Raw genomic sequence first — 13,813 nt, forward strand, 5'->3', positions numbered from 1 at the left:
TAGCGGGTACGCTATAAAGCTTAGGCAGCTTCTTCTTCGCTCTTCTTGTCGGCAACAGCCTTGACTGCACGGGCAATCTTCCGCATTGGATCTTGCAGAGCACTTGCCAACATGGACAGCAGGTCTTCGCGACTTGGCATCGTAGCGTATTCGTTGATCTTGTCGAGGGTTTGAACCTTCTTTTCGATGAAGCCACCCTTGATTTCCAGAGCTTCGTGGTCGTCAGCAAACTTCTTCAGAATCTTTGCTGGGGCAATAGCATCTTCGTCTGAGAATGCTACGGCCGTTGGGCCAACGAACGTGCTCTTCAGATCTTCGTAGTCCGTACCTTCAACGGCACGTTCCAGAATCTTGTTCTTGATAACCATCATCTTGATGCCTGCATCACGCAGCTGCTTACGCAGATCCGTAACTTCAGCAACCGTCAGACCACGGTAGTCAACAACAATGGCCGTTTCAGCGTTCGTCAGCATTTCATTGACGTTCTTAACTACTTCAGCCTTCTTAGCAATCGTTGCTTCGCTCATGAATTTCACCTCCTGCGATGTATTTTGATCGGATTTAAAAAAATCCCTATGACCGGCAGACATAGAGAAGGAACATTTCATTTCTTCCTCGGCAGGCATTCATTAAGGCTTACGCCACCTGAGTCTTAGGCAGAGTCATATTTAATCAACTTTGCCAGTATAACAGGATTGAGCCGAGATTGCAAGGATGTTTTTTGAATTTATTTTCATTGATAATTTGTTGCGTTTAATTTTTTCTCATGTTATTGTAAGAATCGTAAAATTTTCCAGCGTCTGGAGGAGCGATTTAATGACTCTGCATTATTTCAAACTTCATCAATCTTCATCCTCAGCTTCAATCTGAAAGCAGTTGAGGATCTTTGACGCGCTCAAATTACCAGCGACACCGAGCATGCCCGACTGCTTTTGAACCTTCTTGGCAGTTGGACGGCTCGGTTTTTTGTTGGACTAATGAATGGAGGAAATTCCTATGAAAAAACAGCCGCAAACAGAGCTTAAACGCTCGTTAGGCTTCGGTTCGGCGCTTTCAATCGTAATTGGTACCATCATCGGCTCCGGTATCTTTTTTAAGCAAGGTTCAGTCCTGGACAGTGCAGGATCTTCAACCATGGCCATTCTCGCCTGGGTTCTGGGTGGTATCATCACGCTGACGGCTGGCTTGACGATTGCTGAGATTGGCTCACAAATGCCATATACCGGTGGTCTGTATGTCTATATCGAAAACCTTTATGGACGCATTTGGGGCTTTTTAGCTGGCTGGATGCAGATCATTGTCTATGGTCCCGCAATTATTGCCTCAGTTGCCGGCTTTATGAGCATTCTGATGGCCAACCTTTTTGGGCTTAGTGCTGCTTGGCGCATTCCGTTGGCTGTAATCACAATCCTAGTCATTGGTGCCATGAACATGCTGGAAAATCGCGTTGGTGCAGTATTTTCCGTGATCACTACGATTGGAAAAATGGTGCCAATTGCCGCTATTATCATCTTTGGTCTATTCTGGGGCCATCAAGATGCCTTTGGCCAAACGCTCAGTCAGGTTCATCAATCGGCCGGAAATTTTGGTGTTGCTATCTTAGCAACCTTGTTCGGTTATGATGGCTGGATTTTGATTGCCAACTTGGGCGGTGAGATGAAAAATCCCCAAAAACTGCTGCCAAAAGCGATCATCCTGGGAATCAGTGCGGTTTTGCTAATCTATACTTTGATTACAATTGGCGTTTTACGCTTTTTGCCAGTTCAAACGATTCATCGGCTCGGCGAAAATACCACTGCCTATCTTGCCGTCAAAGCTTTCGGTACGATTGGCGGCAAGCTCTTATCTGCCGGTATCATTATTTCAATGATGGGAACGATCAATGGTAAGATGCTGACGTTTCCAAGAATCGTCTATGCAATGGCCAAACGACGTGATATTCCATTTTCACGTACGCTTTCCTATCTAACGCCAAAAGGTAAGTCGCCGGTAGCGGCAACTTTGTTTATCATTATTTTGGCTACAATCATGATGATGTTCTTTGATCCAGATCATTTATCCGATTTGTGCGTCTTCACCGTTTATTGTTTTTACATTCTGGCGTTCTTTGGTATCTTTATTCTGCGCAAAACCAATGAAGCACCACGACCATTTTCCACCCCACTTTACCCATGGATTCCGATTATTGCCATTGCTGGTGGCATCTTCGTTTTGGTCAGCGAAATTATCAATGATCCGGCCGGCGTAATGCTTTTTGCCGGTGTCGTGATTATCGGCTTACCAGTCTTTTGGATCGTCAAAAAGCTCGACCAGCCAGCAAAATAGTTTACGACATAACAAAAGAAGCGACCGTGTTTTGATTTCACGATCGCTTCTTTGTTTCAATTTCTTTTATTATATTGATTTTTATTAATTTATCGATTTGCCAGCCATCTTGCGTTGTTCAAATTATGGTGGTTTATACATAAGATCGCCCCATTTTAAATGGTCATCAGCGCCAAATATTGAACCTGACTAACTAAATTCACTGCCCATCGGTATCAGCTCCATTCATTTGACCATGCGACGAAACTATTTTGTTACTGCGCGAATCATCTTAACCATTAGGCACCACCTCAGATCTCCATCCAAAGCGTCTAGTTAAATTCACTGCCCATCGGTATCAGCCCCATTCATTTGACCATGCGACGAAGCTATTTTATTACTGCGCGAATCATCTTAACCATTAGGCACCACCTCAGATCTCCATCCAAAGCGTCTAGTTAAATTCACTGCCCATCGGTATCAGCCCCATTCATTTGACCATGCAACGAAGCTATTTTATTACTGCGCGAATCATCTTAATCATTAGGCATCACCTCGTTTGGTTCTTACCTTTGCTACATCTATATTATAGCACGATTTGTTAGCGCTTACATATTTTTAAATAAAAAAACCATCAAAATTAATTGATGGCTTTGATCGATCTCAAGCTGACAGCTTAGAAGCTTGCCAGGTCAATCGTTACGCTAGGACCAAAAGTCGAAGCTACAGAAACGTGCTTGATGTAAGCACCACGAACGGCGGCTGGACGAAGCTTAACGATCGTTTCTTCGATCGTCTTCAGGTTTTCAACCAGCTTGTCCGTGTCAAAGGATGCCTTACCGAATGGAACGGCAACGTTGCCGTCACGGTCAGTCCGGTAGGTAACCTTACCGGCCTTAGATTCAGAAACGGCCTTGGCTACATCCATCGTAACCGTACCCGTCTTAGGGTTTGGCATCAAGCCCTTAGGACCCAATACACGACCCAGACGACCAACCAGTGGCATCATGTCAGGCGTTGCAATGGCAACGTCAAAGTCCAGCCAGCCATCTTGAATCTTGTCAACCAGGTCTTGGTCGCCAACGAAGTCTGCACCAGCAGCTTCGGCTTCCTTGGCCTTTTCACCCTTAGCAAACACAACAACGGTTTGGTCTTTACCAGTACCGTTTGGCAGCACAACGGCACCACGCAATTGTTGGTCCGCTTGCTTCGTGTCTACGTTTAAGTTAAATGCAACTTCGAGGGTTGAGTCGAAGTTTGCAAAGTCAATGTCTTTTACTAATTGTACCGCGTCGCTGACAGCGTATTCCTTCTTGGAATCAACCTTCTTCAGGGCGTCTTGATACTTCTTACCGCGATGTTTAGCCATGTTGATGTTTTCCTCCTTGCAAATGTGGTCTAACGGAGTGTATACCTCCCACTAGGACTGTTCACTTTCATGAATCAGCCCGGTACGAGAAAGCTTAGCCTTCAACGACGAAGCCCATGCTCCGTGCCGTACCTTCGATCATGCGCATCGCTGCTTCAACGTCAGCGGCGTTAAGATCTTGCATCTTAGTTTCGGCGATTTGCTTAACTTGATCCTTGGTTACAGTAGCAACCTTCTTCGTGTTAGGTTCACCGGAACCGTGTTCAACACCAGCAGCCTTCTTCAGCAGTACTGCAGCAGGTGGCGTCTTCGTAATGAATTCGAACGAACGGTCTTCGTACACCGTGATAACAACAGGGATAATCATACCCTTTTGATCAGCAGTCCGTGCGTTGAACTCCTTAGTGAAGCCCATGATGTTAATACCTGCCTGACCAAGTGCAGGACCCACTGGAGGAGCCGGCGTAGCGGCACCTGCAGGGATTTGCAACTTGACAATGTTAGCTACTTTTTTTGCCACGAGACAAAACCTCCTTAGTCCGTGTTGTGGTAATGATGGGGTAGTAAGATTTGCCCCTCCCACTGTATGCCTTTAACAGCATACTCGAAAAGAATACCACTAAATTAATGTTTTTTCAATAGTCAGTCTCAAAAAAAACATTTTGACTATTATTCAACAGAATCAATTTGGTCAAAGCCAACCTCAGCAGAGGTCAAGCGACCAAACATTTCAATTTCGGCACGCAGTTTCAGCTTGTCATGATCAACTTCGGTAACCTTACCGACCATGTCAGCAAACGGCCCCGCAATAATCTTGACCGTGTCGCCGACTTTAACGTCGATATCAGTACGTGGTGCTTCTTCAGAGTCGTCTATCCGCTTTAAGATCCGGTCAACTTCTTCAGGCAGCAGAGGAGTTGGCTTGGAGCCACCACCATGAGAACCCAAAAAGCCGGTTACGCCTGGGGTATTCCGAGCGATGTACCATGCCTGATCAGTCATAACCATTTCAACCAAAACATAACCAGGGAAAGTCTTTTCTTCAATTTCCTTGGCTTCCCCGTCTTTAACCTGGCGAACCTTTTCTTCAGGTACGACGACCCGGAAAATGTAGTCTTGCATGCCCATTGACTGAGCCCGGGATTCCAAATTGCTCTTAACTCGGTTTTCGTAGCCAGAATACGTGTGCAGCACGTACCAGCGCTTTTCAGTTGATTCCACGTTGTTCCTCCATTTGTGTAAAACCAAAAAAGTTCAAAATAAAAAACCTCGCCCAAAGCGAAGTTTTTTCAACCAAACAGCAGTATACCAGATTCTGCATGATTTGACCAATAATTAGCCAACGATCAGTAGCATAAACTGGTGCAGCAGCCAGTCGATAATCGCAAAAAAGATAATAAAGAAAATCGTCAGCGAAACTACCGTAGTCGTGTCCCGTCGCGTTTCCTTAGCTGTTGGCCAGACCACCTTATGCATTTCAGCATTGACGCTTTTTACAAATTTTGTAAGTTTCATTGAAATCGTCCCTTATTTAGTTTCTCGATGCAGAGTATATTCACCGCAGTGCTTGCAGAATTTACTTAATTCTAGGCGCGACTCACGATCAGGCTTAACTGTTACCGTGTAGTTGCGTGCACCGCATTTGGTACATTCCAGTGCCGCTTTTTTTTGAGTCATTTTATGCCTCCAATATACTTGTCTAGCCTATCATGGACTTGGGATAAAAAGCAACTCACTTAAGCCTGCAAAGCCAAAATCAGTTTTTTGCGACAACGCGACAATGCTGATTGGATCGTTCGCTGACTGCAGTTGAATCTCTGACAAAGTGCTGGCATATCAATAAACAGGCTTGCGACCAGCACCTCACGCTCAAATTTTGAAAGATCATCAATCAAGAATCTTTCAAAAATCAAGCGACAACAAATCTGATCTTCCAATGATTCTTGACAAGCAACCGGCAATTGATCACTCAAGCTCACTAGACAATCAGCTGGGATTCTTTTCTTGGCTCGACATCTGCGATATTGACCCTTAGCCAGATTTTCCAGCGAACGATACAGATAATGACCAAACGAAGCACCCTGGCTACCGTCATAATGTAAGGCAGCCTGATAGAGCAGTTGATACATATTTGAAAGCCAGTCATGCAAAGATACGTCTGCTGGATGATACTTTTGCCATGCATAACAAAAAAGTCCCTGATAACTAACGAACAGCTTTTGAATTGCTAGTGGGTTGCCACTTTTCGCCTCACGTAAAATTGCTTTTTCAGCGGTCAGCGCTTGAAAACCAGCACTGCCGATTCTTGCTTTCGCCATTTTCTTCCTCTCGCTAGCGAATAGATTTGGGTTGCCATGACTGATCAGTAAACTGATAGAAAAGCAGCACGCCTTTACCTGATGCACTACTCCGGCGGTTTCCGTCTAAGGCCTGCACCCCTATTTATCATTTTTAATATACACTAGAAGTAAAACGGTTACAAGCAGTAACTATACTTTCATAAATTTACATTTGAGGTGAATTTGCTTACGAATAAAAAGCAATGTTCAATTATTTTGAAAGTGTCAGCAACCGCAAAAAGATCAGCAGACCAATTGCAAACAAGATTGCCAGCGAGCCCCGCCCCAATGGTTGACTTGCCGGTCAATTGCGTTACGATACCGACTAGAATCGGACCGATAATCGCTGAAAACTTGCCTAAGATATTGTAAAAGCCAAAAAATTCACTGCTGTTTTCTTTAGGAATCAGCTTGCCAAAATAAGAACGGCTCAATGCCTGGATCCCACCTTGACTGGTACCGACCAATATCGCCAAAGCCCCAAAATCATGCAGTGTCTTTAAATGCAGCATCTGTAGACAAATGAACAAATATATGCAGATTCCTAGGAGCAATGCCTTACGCGTCGAGGTGCGATTAGCCAGCCATACCAGATTGAAAATGGAAAGGCGATCAGCTGCACAACCAACAAGACAACCATCAGCATCGTGGTACTAATCCCCATATCCGCTCCAATCGAAGTAGCCATTGTAAAAATCGTATCTACGCCATCAATATAAAAGAAATATGCCACCAAGGACCAAAATGCATCCCGATAGCAACGAATGTGCTGCAAAGTTCTTATGACACGAATCAGACTAGCTTTAAATGGATGTGCCTCGGTAGGAACGCTGTAATGCTGCTGAGCATTTTTCAAAAATGGCATGCTAAAAACAAGCCACCATAATCCTGCCAAAATAAAACTGAACCGGGCAATCCCATAATCATTCAACCAGCCAAAGCCGTGTCCCAGCTCAACGATCAAAAATATTAAAAAAGCCACTACGCCGCCTAAACAGCCATTGCCAGTTACTTGGTGAAAGAATTCCCAAAATCAGCGTCATGACAATCCCGAGACCAGCAAACCAGTTCAGCCAGCGCCGCTTAGCATGCGGATAGTCGGCCATTGCTCCCAAAAACGGTGCTAAAAGCGAAACGACCAAAGTCCCCGCGCTGTTGGCATAGCTCCACAAGGCCGTTGACGTTGCTGCTGAGACCCCATTCTGGTGAGCAACGGACTTAAAATAAACCGGTAAGACGACCGTGACGACTAAAATTCCATAGCCAGAATTGGCCCAGTCATAAAAAATCCATTGCCACTGCTGTTTATTGAATCGCATGTTTCACTTCCTTAAGATTCCCTTGATCGGTTTACCCGCAGTTGGTTTTGGATAGTGCAGTCCCAAAAGCTGCGCAAATGTCGGACCCTCATCTACCAATGCGGCATGTTCTACTGCAGCCCCTGGTTTAATATCAGGACCATAAAAAACCGCGGTCGTAAAATAATTAGGCTTATCAGCACCATAGCCATGAACGCCACGGTAGCGATCTGGCTGACCCATCATTGCTGGCAGGGCTGGTTCAACGACTGCTGGCCGCTGTGATTCATCCGTAAAGTAATAACCTGCTTTAGCTTCAACCAAAAATGCACAGTGCGGATCGGCCCCCAACTTGACGGCCTGCGCGCCATCATAGATTTTTTCGATCCCCTTGACTCCAGCAATTGCTCGTCTGATTTCGTCTTGATCAACGCCTGGTTTTACGTAGACGTAGGTTTCGCCATCACACGTCTTAGCCATTACCCGCCAGTCGTTTTTAAAAGTCTGCTGATCTTTGATTGGCCTTAGCCAGCCTTTTTGTGCAAACAGCGTATTGAGATGAATCATCTGGTCAACATCAATCTGATAATGATCACCCAGACAAACAAAATCAGTCTGATCAAACGTTCCAGCATCCCGCGTTGCCTGAATGATTCTGCCGACACGAGCATCTAGTCGCTGCAGTGCTTCTTTTGCCTGCTTTGATCGAACGCCATAGCGATGCCGCATGCTGTCCATATCAACCAGATGAATCAAAGTCAGATCCGGTTGCTTGTGTTGAAGCGTCCAAGTCGCCATTGCCGTGACAAAATCATCCAGCCAGGGCTGCTTGATGCCGTGACGCAGGTGGCCAAATCTGCGATTCATCTGATATAAAAACCATGGTGAGCTGGCTTTTAAGGATACCAGTACCTGGTTGGTCCAAATTCGATTGGGAAAAATCTCAGCAACGTTCCAATCGATTTTACTGCCAGCAGTTACCGGCCATAAAAAGGCTGCCGTCTTTAATCCAGCCTGGTGTGCAACATCATATAGCGTTGCTGCCTTGATCTCTTTTCTTTGATACCAGTACCAGTCTGGCGATTTTCGCGTTGGCTGCAGCTTGGTGTTGTTAACAATACCATGAACGGCTGGATACTGCCCAGTAATAATTGACGTGTGTAATGGATAGGTCAGCGTTGGAAAAATCCCCCGCACTTTTTTAACCCAGGTTCCTTGGGCAATCAGCCGATTTAAATTGGGCGTCAGATCACGTTGTTCATTTAGATCGGCAAAGCCCAGTGAATCCAGTGAGATCACCACTAGTCGGCGTTGTTTCATAAATAATCACCTCTAAATAGTAAAACCGCAGCGCGAAGTGACGCTGCGGCATTGTTTTAAAGCGGGTGCCGTGAATTGAATCCTTGATAGATCAACAGGCTGGCCGCAACACTGGCATTCAGGCTCTGCACGTGGCCGATCATTGGAATCGTCAGCATTTCGTCACAGGTCTTTTTCAGCAATGGCGAAATGCCCTTGCCCTCATTGCCAATTACCAAGGCCACTGGTCCCTTGGCATCCCAGCGGCGGTAGTCGGTTCCCTTCATATCCGTACCAAAAAGCCATAAACCACGTTCCTTTAGTTCGTTGGCCGTCTGGACCAGATTGGTTACCCGTGCGACCGGAACGTGTTCAATGGCACCAGTCGACGTCTTGGCAACTACCGAGGTCAGCCCCACTGAACGCCGCTTGGGAATAATCAGACCGTGAACCCCAGCAGCATCGGCGGTTCTAAGAATTGACCCTAGATTATGCGGATCTGCCAGCTCATCTAAAATCAAAAAGAATGGTGCCTCATCATGCTTGGCCGCATTTTCAAACAGGTCATCAATCGTAGCGTAGCGATAGGCAGCAATTGCCAGGGCAACCCCTTGGTGATTTTGATGGTTGGTCATCTGATCCAACTTGTTTTTAGGTACGTTTGAGATCACTAAATGCCGTTCCTTGGCCAATTTTACGATTTGACCAATAATATCGGCCTTAAGATCTTTTTGAATGAAAACCTTGTTGATTTCTTGATCGGATTTTAAAGCCATGACCGCAGGATGGCGGCCAATAATAAATTCTGGTTCGTCAGTCTTCATGTTTTGTTCTTCCTGTCTCTACTTGCTTAATACACCATTGCGCTAGTTCACTGATTCGTTCATTTTGACCCGAAAGCTGCAGATAGCCAAACAGAGCCTCAAAGCCAGTTGACATACGATACGTCAAAACCGAGGTGTGCTTGGCATGCGTGTAGCTGTTGGCGTTGCGACCACGTTTAAAATAGCTCCACTCCTCTTCAGACAACAGGTTATCTTCTTTCATCAATTCAATCAGTGCCGCCTGCGCCTTAGCTGAAACGTAATGCGTTGCTTGATGCTGCAGACGATTGGGCTTGCTCATCCCAAGTGCCAATAAGTGTTGGCGAATAAACACCTCATAGACGGCATCCCCCAGATAAGCCAGGGCAATTCCATTCAGTTGCTGATAGTCGACTTTTTCCATTTTATTCCTTTCTGTAGCGCGTTCCTTGTGGGGTATCTTCCAAAATGATCCCTTGTGCTTTTAAATCATCACGAATCTGATCGCTTAAGGCGAAATTCTTGGCAGCTCGGGCCTCATTGCGCTTATTGATCAGGTCCTTGATGGCTTGATCATCAATCTCGCAGTTGGACGTTTCCAGCTTGACTCCAAAGATTCCCAGCAGATTTTCCAGTTCCTGTTTTAAGGTTCTGAGTGCCTCAGCTTTTACGACCGGCTGCTGGGCATAGACGTTGGCATACTTAATCAGCTCATAGACAGTAGCAATCCCATTTTGAACATTGATGTCATCATCCATCGCCGTAATAAACTGTTGCGTAAATGCTGCTACCCGTTGTGCCACGTCTTCGTCATTACCATCTTGAGCATCACGCTGCCGATAGGTCAGATTGTCATAGGTATTGCGAATATGTTCCAGATTGTTTTGGGCATCCTGCAGATTGGCCTCGCTATATTGAATTGGCCGCCGGTACTGCGTAGTTGCCATAAAGAATCGCAGTACCTGTGGATCAACATGCTTGATGATGTCATGAACCGTAATAAAGTTGTGCAAAGATTTGCTCATCTTTTCATTGTCCTTGCCAATCGTGACAAAACCATTGTGCATCCAATAACGAACAAACTTTTGACCGGTTTCGGCCTCGCTTTGGGCAATCTCATTTTCATGATGAGGGAACTGCAGATCCTGTCCTCCAGCATGAATATCAATCGTTTTGCCCAGATAGCGCGTTGACATGACCGAACATTCAATGTGCCAGCCAGGCCGTCCTTGACCCCATGGCGAATCCCAGTTGATCTCACCTGGTTTAGCTGCCTTCCAAAGCGCAAAGTCTAAAGGATCCTCTTTTTGGTGAATCTCTTCAGCTGTAATATGCTCGCTGGCACCGGTTTCCAAATCATCGATTGATTGGCCGGAAAGCTCACCATAGTGTTTAAACTTACGCGTTCGATAATAGACGTTGCCATCGACAACATAGGCATAGTCCTTTTCAATCAGGACTTTAATAAAGTCGATGATTTCAGGGATGCTTTCCGTTGCACGTGGCCGCTTGGTAGCTGGTTCAATATTTAAGGCAGCCGTGTCCTCCATGAAAGCCTTGATAAATTTGTCGGCCAGCTGAGGAACCGTAATTCCCTGTTCAGCAGCGGCCTTAATCATTTTGTCGTCAACATCGGTAAAATTGGAGACGTAATTGACCTGGTAGCCTTTAAACTCCAGATAGCGCCGAACGGTATCAAATGCGATGGCACTGCGCGCATTGCCGATGTGGATGTAATTGTAGACCGTGGGACCACAGACGTACATGTTAACAACTCCAGGATGCAATGGCTTGAATTCTTCTTTTTTACGGGTAAGCGTATTATAAATAGTCAACATAACGCCGTAATCCTCCTTGTAAAAGTAGTTGCAATAACAGTATTTTACCACAATTCACTGCGATTCCTGATTGACGTATTAAAAATAAATTGTTAAGCCTTTGTTCATACTTTTTTCATAAAAGGGTGCTAGTATTACAGATGTAGTCAAACGAGATAGCTTGGCTGCAATCAATTTAACCGAAACCTATTATTTTTCAATTACTCCTCCCAATAGTAACCGAAAAATACACATTTTACGAAATCTCCCCAAGATCTTCGTAATACTCCTCAAGCAGTGGCTCCCCCGGCCGCTGCTTTTTCTGTTTCAAAATAATCTGATCAGCCAATCGACCATTGGCGCATACATTCTTCTAAATAGCGCCACCCAGCCGGCAGCCATAACCATTGTACTGAAGACGTCGCTTGGATAATGGGCTCTTAAAACCAGGCGGGAAACAACCACCAACAACAGCCAGATCAGGCCTGCCATTCCAATTAAAGGCGTTGGCCAAAGTGCCCAAATCATCAGCACCAAAACCGTCGTTCCCAAAACGTGGCCGCTTGGAAAACTGTAGCCGTCGTCTATTGCCAGGTGACGTTGGGGACGCTGGCGCTTAAAGAATCTCTTAACGCCAATTCCAATTGCATCCAAGCTGCCCAAAGTCGCCAGTACCCAGAGTGCCGTTATCGAATCAGCCGTTAAATCAACCAGTCCCGCTAAAATAAAGGCATAGCCAACCGTCAGTTTAGGTTGACCAATAAATGCCACCGCGCGCCAAAAAAGACTGGTCTGCCGATTGGGAATCTGATTATGCAACCTTTGATCAAAGCGATGAAAAGCTGGCCAGCATTTTAACGACCACCCCATAAAAATCAGCGTGACCAAGGCTGCCAGCATCTGCAGTACGTCGTTTTGTGCCGGAATGATTCGCATTTTCTTTTCCTTTCGTTTTCAGCATCAATGATTCCAACAAGCAAAATGGGATCCTTATTCGGTTAAGCCGAATATTGGATCCCATTTTTTATTTAATCTGACTTTGGATCGTCTGCTGATCGTTAAAGCTTAAAGCTTGCCGTTTTCAACCCGGTCGATCATGTCATCCAAACGAGCCAGCGTTTCTTTTTGACCAATCAGCTCGATGCTTTCTGGCAGCTGTGGGCCGTGCGTTTCATGCGTAATTGCGATTCGCAGTGGCATCCAAAGCTTGCGGCCCTTAACCTTGGTATCGTTTTGCACGCTCTTGATGCAGTGCAGAATAGACGTAGCATCCATGAAGTCCAAAGCAGCAATCTTGTCACGGAAGTCGCGTAATACAACGGCCACCGTTTCGGCACTCATTTCTTCCTTGGCTTCATCAGTCAGAATTTGTGGCTCTTCAACAAATGGCTTGGCGTATTGCAGGATTTCCTCACCATAAGAGATTTCGCGCTTGAAGATCTCAACGATTCGACGCATCCATTCAATCTTGTATGGATCAGCGTGCTTTTCGATCAGCCCAGCATTGATCAGTAATGGCATAGCAACGTTGAAGACCTCATCAACTGCGGAGTTCTTCATGTACTGGTTGTTGATCCAGCGCAGTTTCTTACGGTCAAAGGCAGCTGGTGACTTGGACAGCCGCGTTTCATCGTACATCTTGACAAATTCTTTGAGTGAGAAGATTTCATCTTCACCAACTGGCGACCAGCCCAGCAGAATAATGAAGTTGTCCATGGCTTCTGGCAAGTAGCCCAGGTCGCGGTACTGTTCGATAAACTGCAGCACGGATTCGTCACGCTTGGAAAGCTTCTTTCCCGTTTCGTTGTTGATGATCAGAGCCATATGACCAAACTTTGGTGCTTCCCAACCCAGTGCCTCGTAGATCATCATCTGCTTAGGCGTGTTGGAGACATGGTCGTCACCACGGAAGACGTGGCTGATCTTCATCAGGTGGTCATCGATAACTACGGCAAAGTTGTAGGTCGGCATGCCATCCCGCTTCATAATTACGAAATCGCCACCAACTGAAGCCGAGTCAAACGACAGTGGACCCTTGACGATGTCGTCCCAGGCGTACGTGTGGTCTTTTGGTACACGGAACCGAATAACCGGCTTTAAGCCTTTTGCTTCAGCATCAGCTTGAGCTTGTTTGATTTCTTCATCAGTCATGCCGGCATATTCGTATTCGTAGTGTGGCATCTGGTGAGCTGCTTTTTGACGCTCACGCTGGGCAGCCAGTTCTTCTTCAGTCATGTATGACTTGTAGGCCAGATCCTTGTCCATCAGTTCTTGAACGTACTTTTCATAGATGTCCTTGCGTTCTGATTGACGATATGGACCGTAATCGCCGCCAATGTCAGGACCTTCATCCCAGTCCAGTCCCATCCATTTCAGATTGTCCAGCTGACTGCGTTCACCATCCGCGATGTTACGCTTCGTATCAGTATCTTCAATCCGAATGATGAATTTGCCATGGTAGTGCCGAGCAAACAAATAATTGAACAGTGCCGTACGTGCATTACCAATGTGCAGGTGTCCAGTCGGGCTAGGCGCATAGCGAACCCGAATTTCGTTTTTTGACAAGTTGTTCCGCCTCTTTCAT

Annotated in this window: 14 protein-coding genes, 1 pseudogene and 1 other annotated feature; of the genes and pseudogenes, 1 reads left to right on the forward strand and 14 read right to left on the reverse strand. The window is 45.8% G+C overall.

The genetic code is table 11. The features are described 5' to 3' along the window. Positions 1 to 20 precede the first annotated feature (20 nt). Positions 21 to 527, reverse strand: coding sequence for a 50S ribosomal protein L10 (rplJ, locus tag QOS03_RS02750; RefSeq protein WP_169461335.1), 507 nt, complete (start codon positions 525 to 527; stop codon positions 21 to 23). 28 nt (positions 528 to 555) lie between these two features. Continuing rightward, positions 556 to 675: a sequence feature (ribosomal protein L10 leader region), on the reverse strand. A gap of 321 nt (positions 676 to 996) precedes the next feature. On the opposite strand from rplJ, the gene QOS03_RS02755 reads away from it, so the two are divergent. Then, entirely contained in the window at positions 997 to 2,325 is a 1,329-nt protein-coding gene (locus tag QOS03_RS02755; RefSeq protein WP_283575256.1) for an APC family permease, read from the forward strand. 655 nt (positions 2,326 to 2,980) lie between these two features. Here the strand turns inward: QOS03_RS02755 and rplA are convergent. From rplA to gltX, 13 genes and pseudogenes are all read right to left on the reverse strand, one after another. Continuing rightward, positions 2,981 to 3,673 carry a 50S ribosomal protein L1 gene (gene rplA / locus QOS03_RS02760; protein WP_283575257.1) on the reverse strand — a complete coding sequence of 231 codons (693 nt, stop codon included), beginning with the start codon at positions 3,671 to 3,673 and terminating at the stop codon, positions 2,981 to 2,983. A gap of 94 nt (positions 3,674 to 3,767) precedes the next feature. After that, the gene (gene rplK, locus QOS03_RS02765; RefSeq protein ID WP_033934284.1) at positions 3,768 to 4,193 is read right to left on the reverse strand and encodes a 50S ribosomal protein L11; all 426 of its coding nucleotides are present in this window, start codon (positions 4,191 to 4,193) and stop codon (positions 3,768 to 3,770) included. A 149-nt stretch (positions 4,194 to 4,342) separates the two neighbouring features. Continuing rightward, entirely contained in the window at positions 4,343 to 4,894 is a 552-nt protein-coding gene (gene nusG, locus QOS03_RS02770; protein WP_283575258.1) for a transcription termination/antitermination protein NusG, read from the reverse strand. A gap of 114 nt (positions 4,895 to 5,008) precedes the next feature. Further along, entirely contained in the window at positions 5,009 to 5,188 is a 180-nt protein-coding gene (secE, locus tag QOS03_RS02775; RefSeq protein ID WP_169461337.1) for a preprotein translocase subunit SecE, read from the reverse strand. 12 nt (positions 5,189 to 5,200) lie between these two features. Further along, positions 5,201 to 5,350, reverse strand: a complete 150-nt coding sequence (gene rpmG / locus QOS03_RS02780; protein ID WP_169461338.1) for a 50S ribosomal protein L33 — start codon at positions 5,348 to 5,350, stop codon at positions 5,201 to 5,203. Positions 5,351 to 5,409: 59 nt separating this feature from the next. Then, a complete protein-coding gene (locus tag QOS03_RS02785) occupies positions 5,410 to 5,991 on the reverse strand; it encodes an RNA polymerase sigma factor (RefSeq protein ID WP_283575259.1) in 582 nt (193 codons plus the stop codon). 232 nt (positions 5,992 to 6,223) lie between these two features. After that, positions 6,224 to 7,331, reverse strand: a pseudogene (locus tag QOS03_RS02790) (MFS transporter). A gap of 3 nt (positions 7,332 to 7,334) precedes the next feature. After that, on the reverse strand, positions 7,335 to 8,630 hold the full coding sequence (locus tag QOS03_RS02795) for an alkaline phosphatase family protein (protein WP_283575260.1): 1,296 nt from the start codon (positions 8,628 to 8,630) through the stop codon (positions 7,335 to 7,337). 56 nt (positions 8,631 to 8,686) lie between these two features. Further along, positions 8,687 to 9,433 (reverse strand): 23S rRNA (guanosine(2251)-2'-O)-methyltransferase RlmB, encoded by a 747-nt coding sequence (gene rlmB / locus QOS03_RS02800; RefSeq protein WP_169461342.1) that lies wholly within the window; start codon positions 9,431 to 9,433, stop codon positions 8,687 to 8,689. Further along, on the reverse strand, positions 9,423 to 9,836 hold the full coding sequence (locus tag QOS03_RS02805) for a Mini-ribonuclease 3 (protein WP_283575261.1): 414 nt from the start codon (positions 9,834 to 9,836) through the stop codon (positions 9,423 to 9,425). Before QOS03_RS02805 ends, rlmB begins: the two co-directional genes overlap by 11 nt. A gap of 1 nt (position 9,837) precedes the next feature. Then, complete coding sequence (gene cysS, locus QOS03_RS02810) at positions 9,838 to 11,250, reverse strand: cysteine--tRNA ligase (RefSeq protein ID WP_283575262.1); 1,413 nt, start codon at positions 11,248 to 11,250, stop codon at positions 9,838 to 9,840. Positions 11,251 to 11,556: 306 nt separating this feature from the next. Continuing rightward, a complete protein-coding gene (locus QOS03_RS02815; RefSeq protein ID WP_272216005.1) occupies positions 11,557 to 12,165 on the reverse strand; it encodes a phosphatase PAP2 family protein in 609 nt (202 codons plus the stop codon). 129 nt (positions 12,166 to 12,294) lie between these two features. Continuing rightward, entirely contained in the window at positions 12,295 to 13,794 is a 1,500-nt protein-coding gene (gene gltX, locus QOS03_RS02820) for a glutamate--tRNA ligase (protein ID WP_169461346.1), read from the reverse strand. Between the last annotated feature and the right edge of the window lie 19 nt (positions 13,795 to 13,813).

This window comes from Limosilactobacillus pulli, assembly GCF_947381555.1.
Lineage (GTDB): Bacteria > Bacillota > Bacilli > Lactobacillales > Lactobacillaceae > Limosilactobacillus > Limosilactobacillus pulli.

Excerpts from the sequence above, each read along its gene's own strand:
- cysS (WP_283575262.1), bottom strand. The coding sequence starts at position 11,250 with ATGTTGACTATTTATAATACGCTTACCCGTAAAAAAGAAGAATTCAAG.
- QOS03_RS02815 (WP_272216005.1), bottom strand. The coding sequence starts at position 12,165 with ATGCGAATCATTCCGGCACAAAACGACGTACTGCAGATGCTGGCAGCC.
- rpmG (WP_169461338.1), bottom strand. The coding sequence starts at position 5,350 with ATGACTCAAAAAAAAGCGGCACTGGAATGTACCAAATGCGGTGCACGC.
- rlmB (WP_169461342.1), bottom strand. The coding sequence starts at position 9,433 with ATGAAGACTGACGAACCAGAATTTATTATTGGCCGCCATCCTGCGGTC.
- QOS03_RS02805 (WP_283575261.1), bottom strand. The coding sequence starts at position 9,836 with ATGGAAAAAGTCGACTATCAGCAACTGAATGGAATTGCCCTGGCTTAT.
- QOS03_RS02755 (WP_283575256.1), top strand. The coding sequence starts at position 997 with ATGAAAAAACAGCCGCAAACAGAGCTTAAACGCTCGTTAGGCTTCGGT.
- secE (WP_169461337.1), bottom strand. The coding sequence starts at position 5,188 with ATGAAACTTACAAAATTTGTAAAAAGCGTCAATGCTGAAATGCATAAG.
- QOS03_RS02795 (WP_283575260.1), bottom strand. The coding sequence starts at position 8,630 with ATGAAACAACGCCGACTAGTGGTGATCTCACTGGATTCACTGGGCTTT.
- QOS03_RS02785 (WP_283575259.1), bottom strand. The coding sequence starts at position 5,991 with ATGGCGAAAGCAAGAATCGGCAGTGCTGGTTTTCAAGCGCTGACCGCT.
- rplA (WP_283575257.1), bottom strand. The coding sequence starts at position 3,673 with ATGGCTAAACATCGCGGTAAGAAGTATCAAGACGCCCTGAAGAAGGTT.
- rplJ (WP_169461335.1), bottom strand. The coding sequence starts at position 527 with ATGAGCGAAGCAACGATTGCTAAGAAGGCTGAAGTAGTTAAGAACGTC.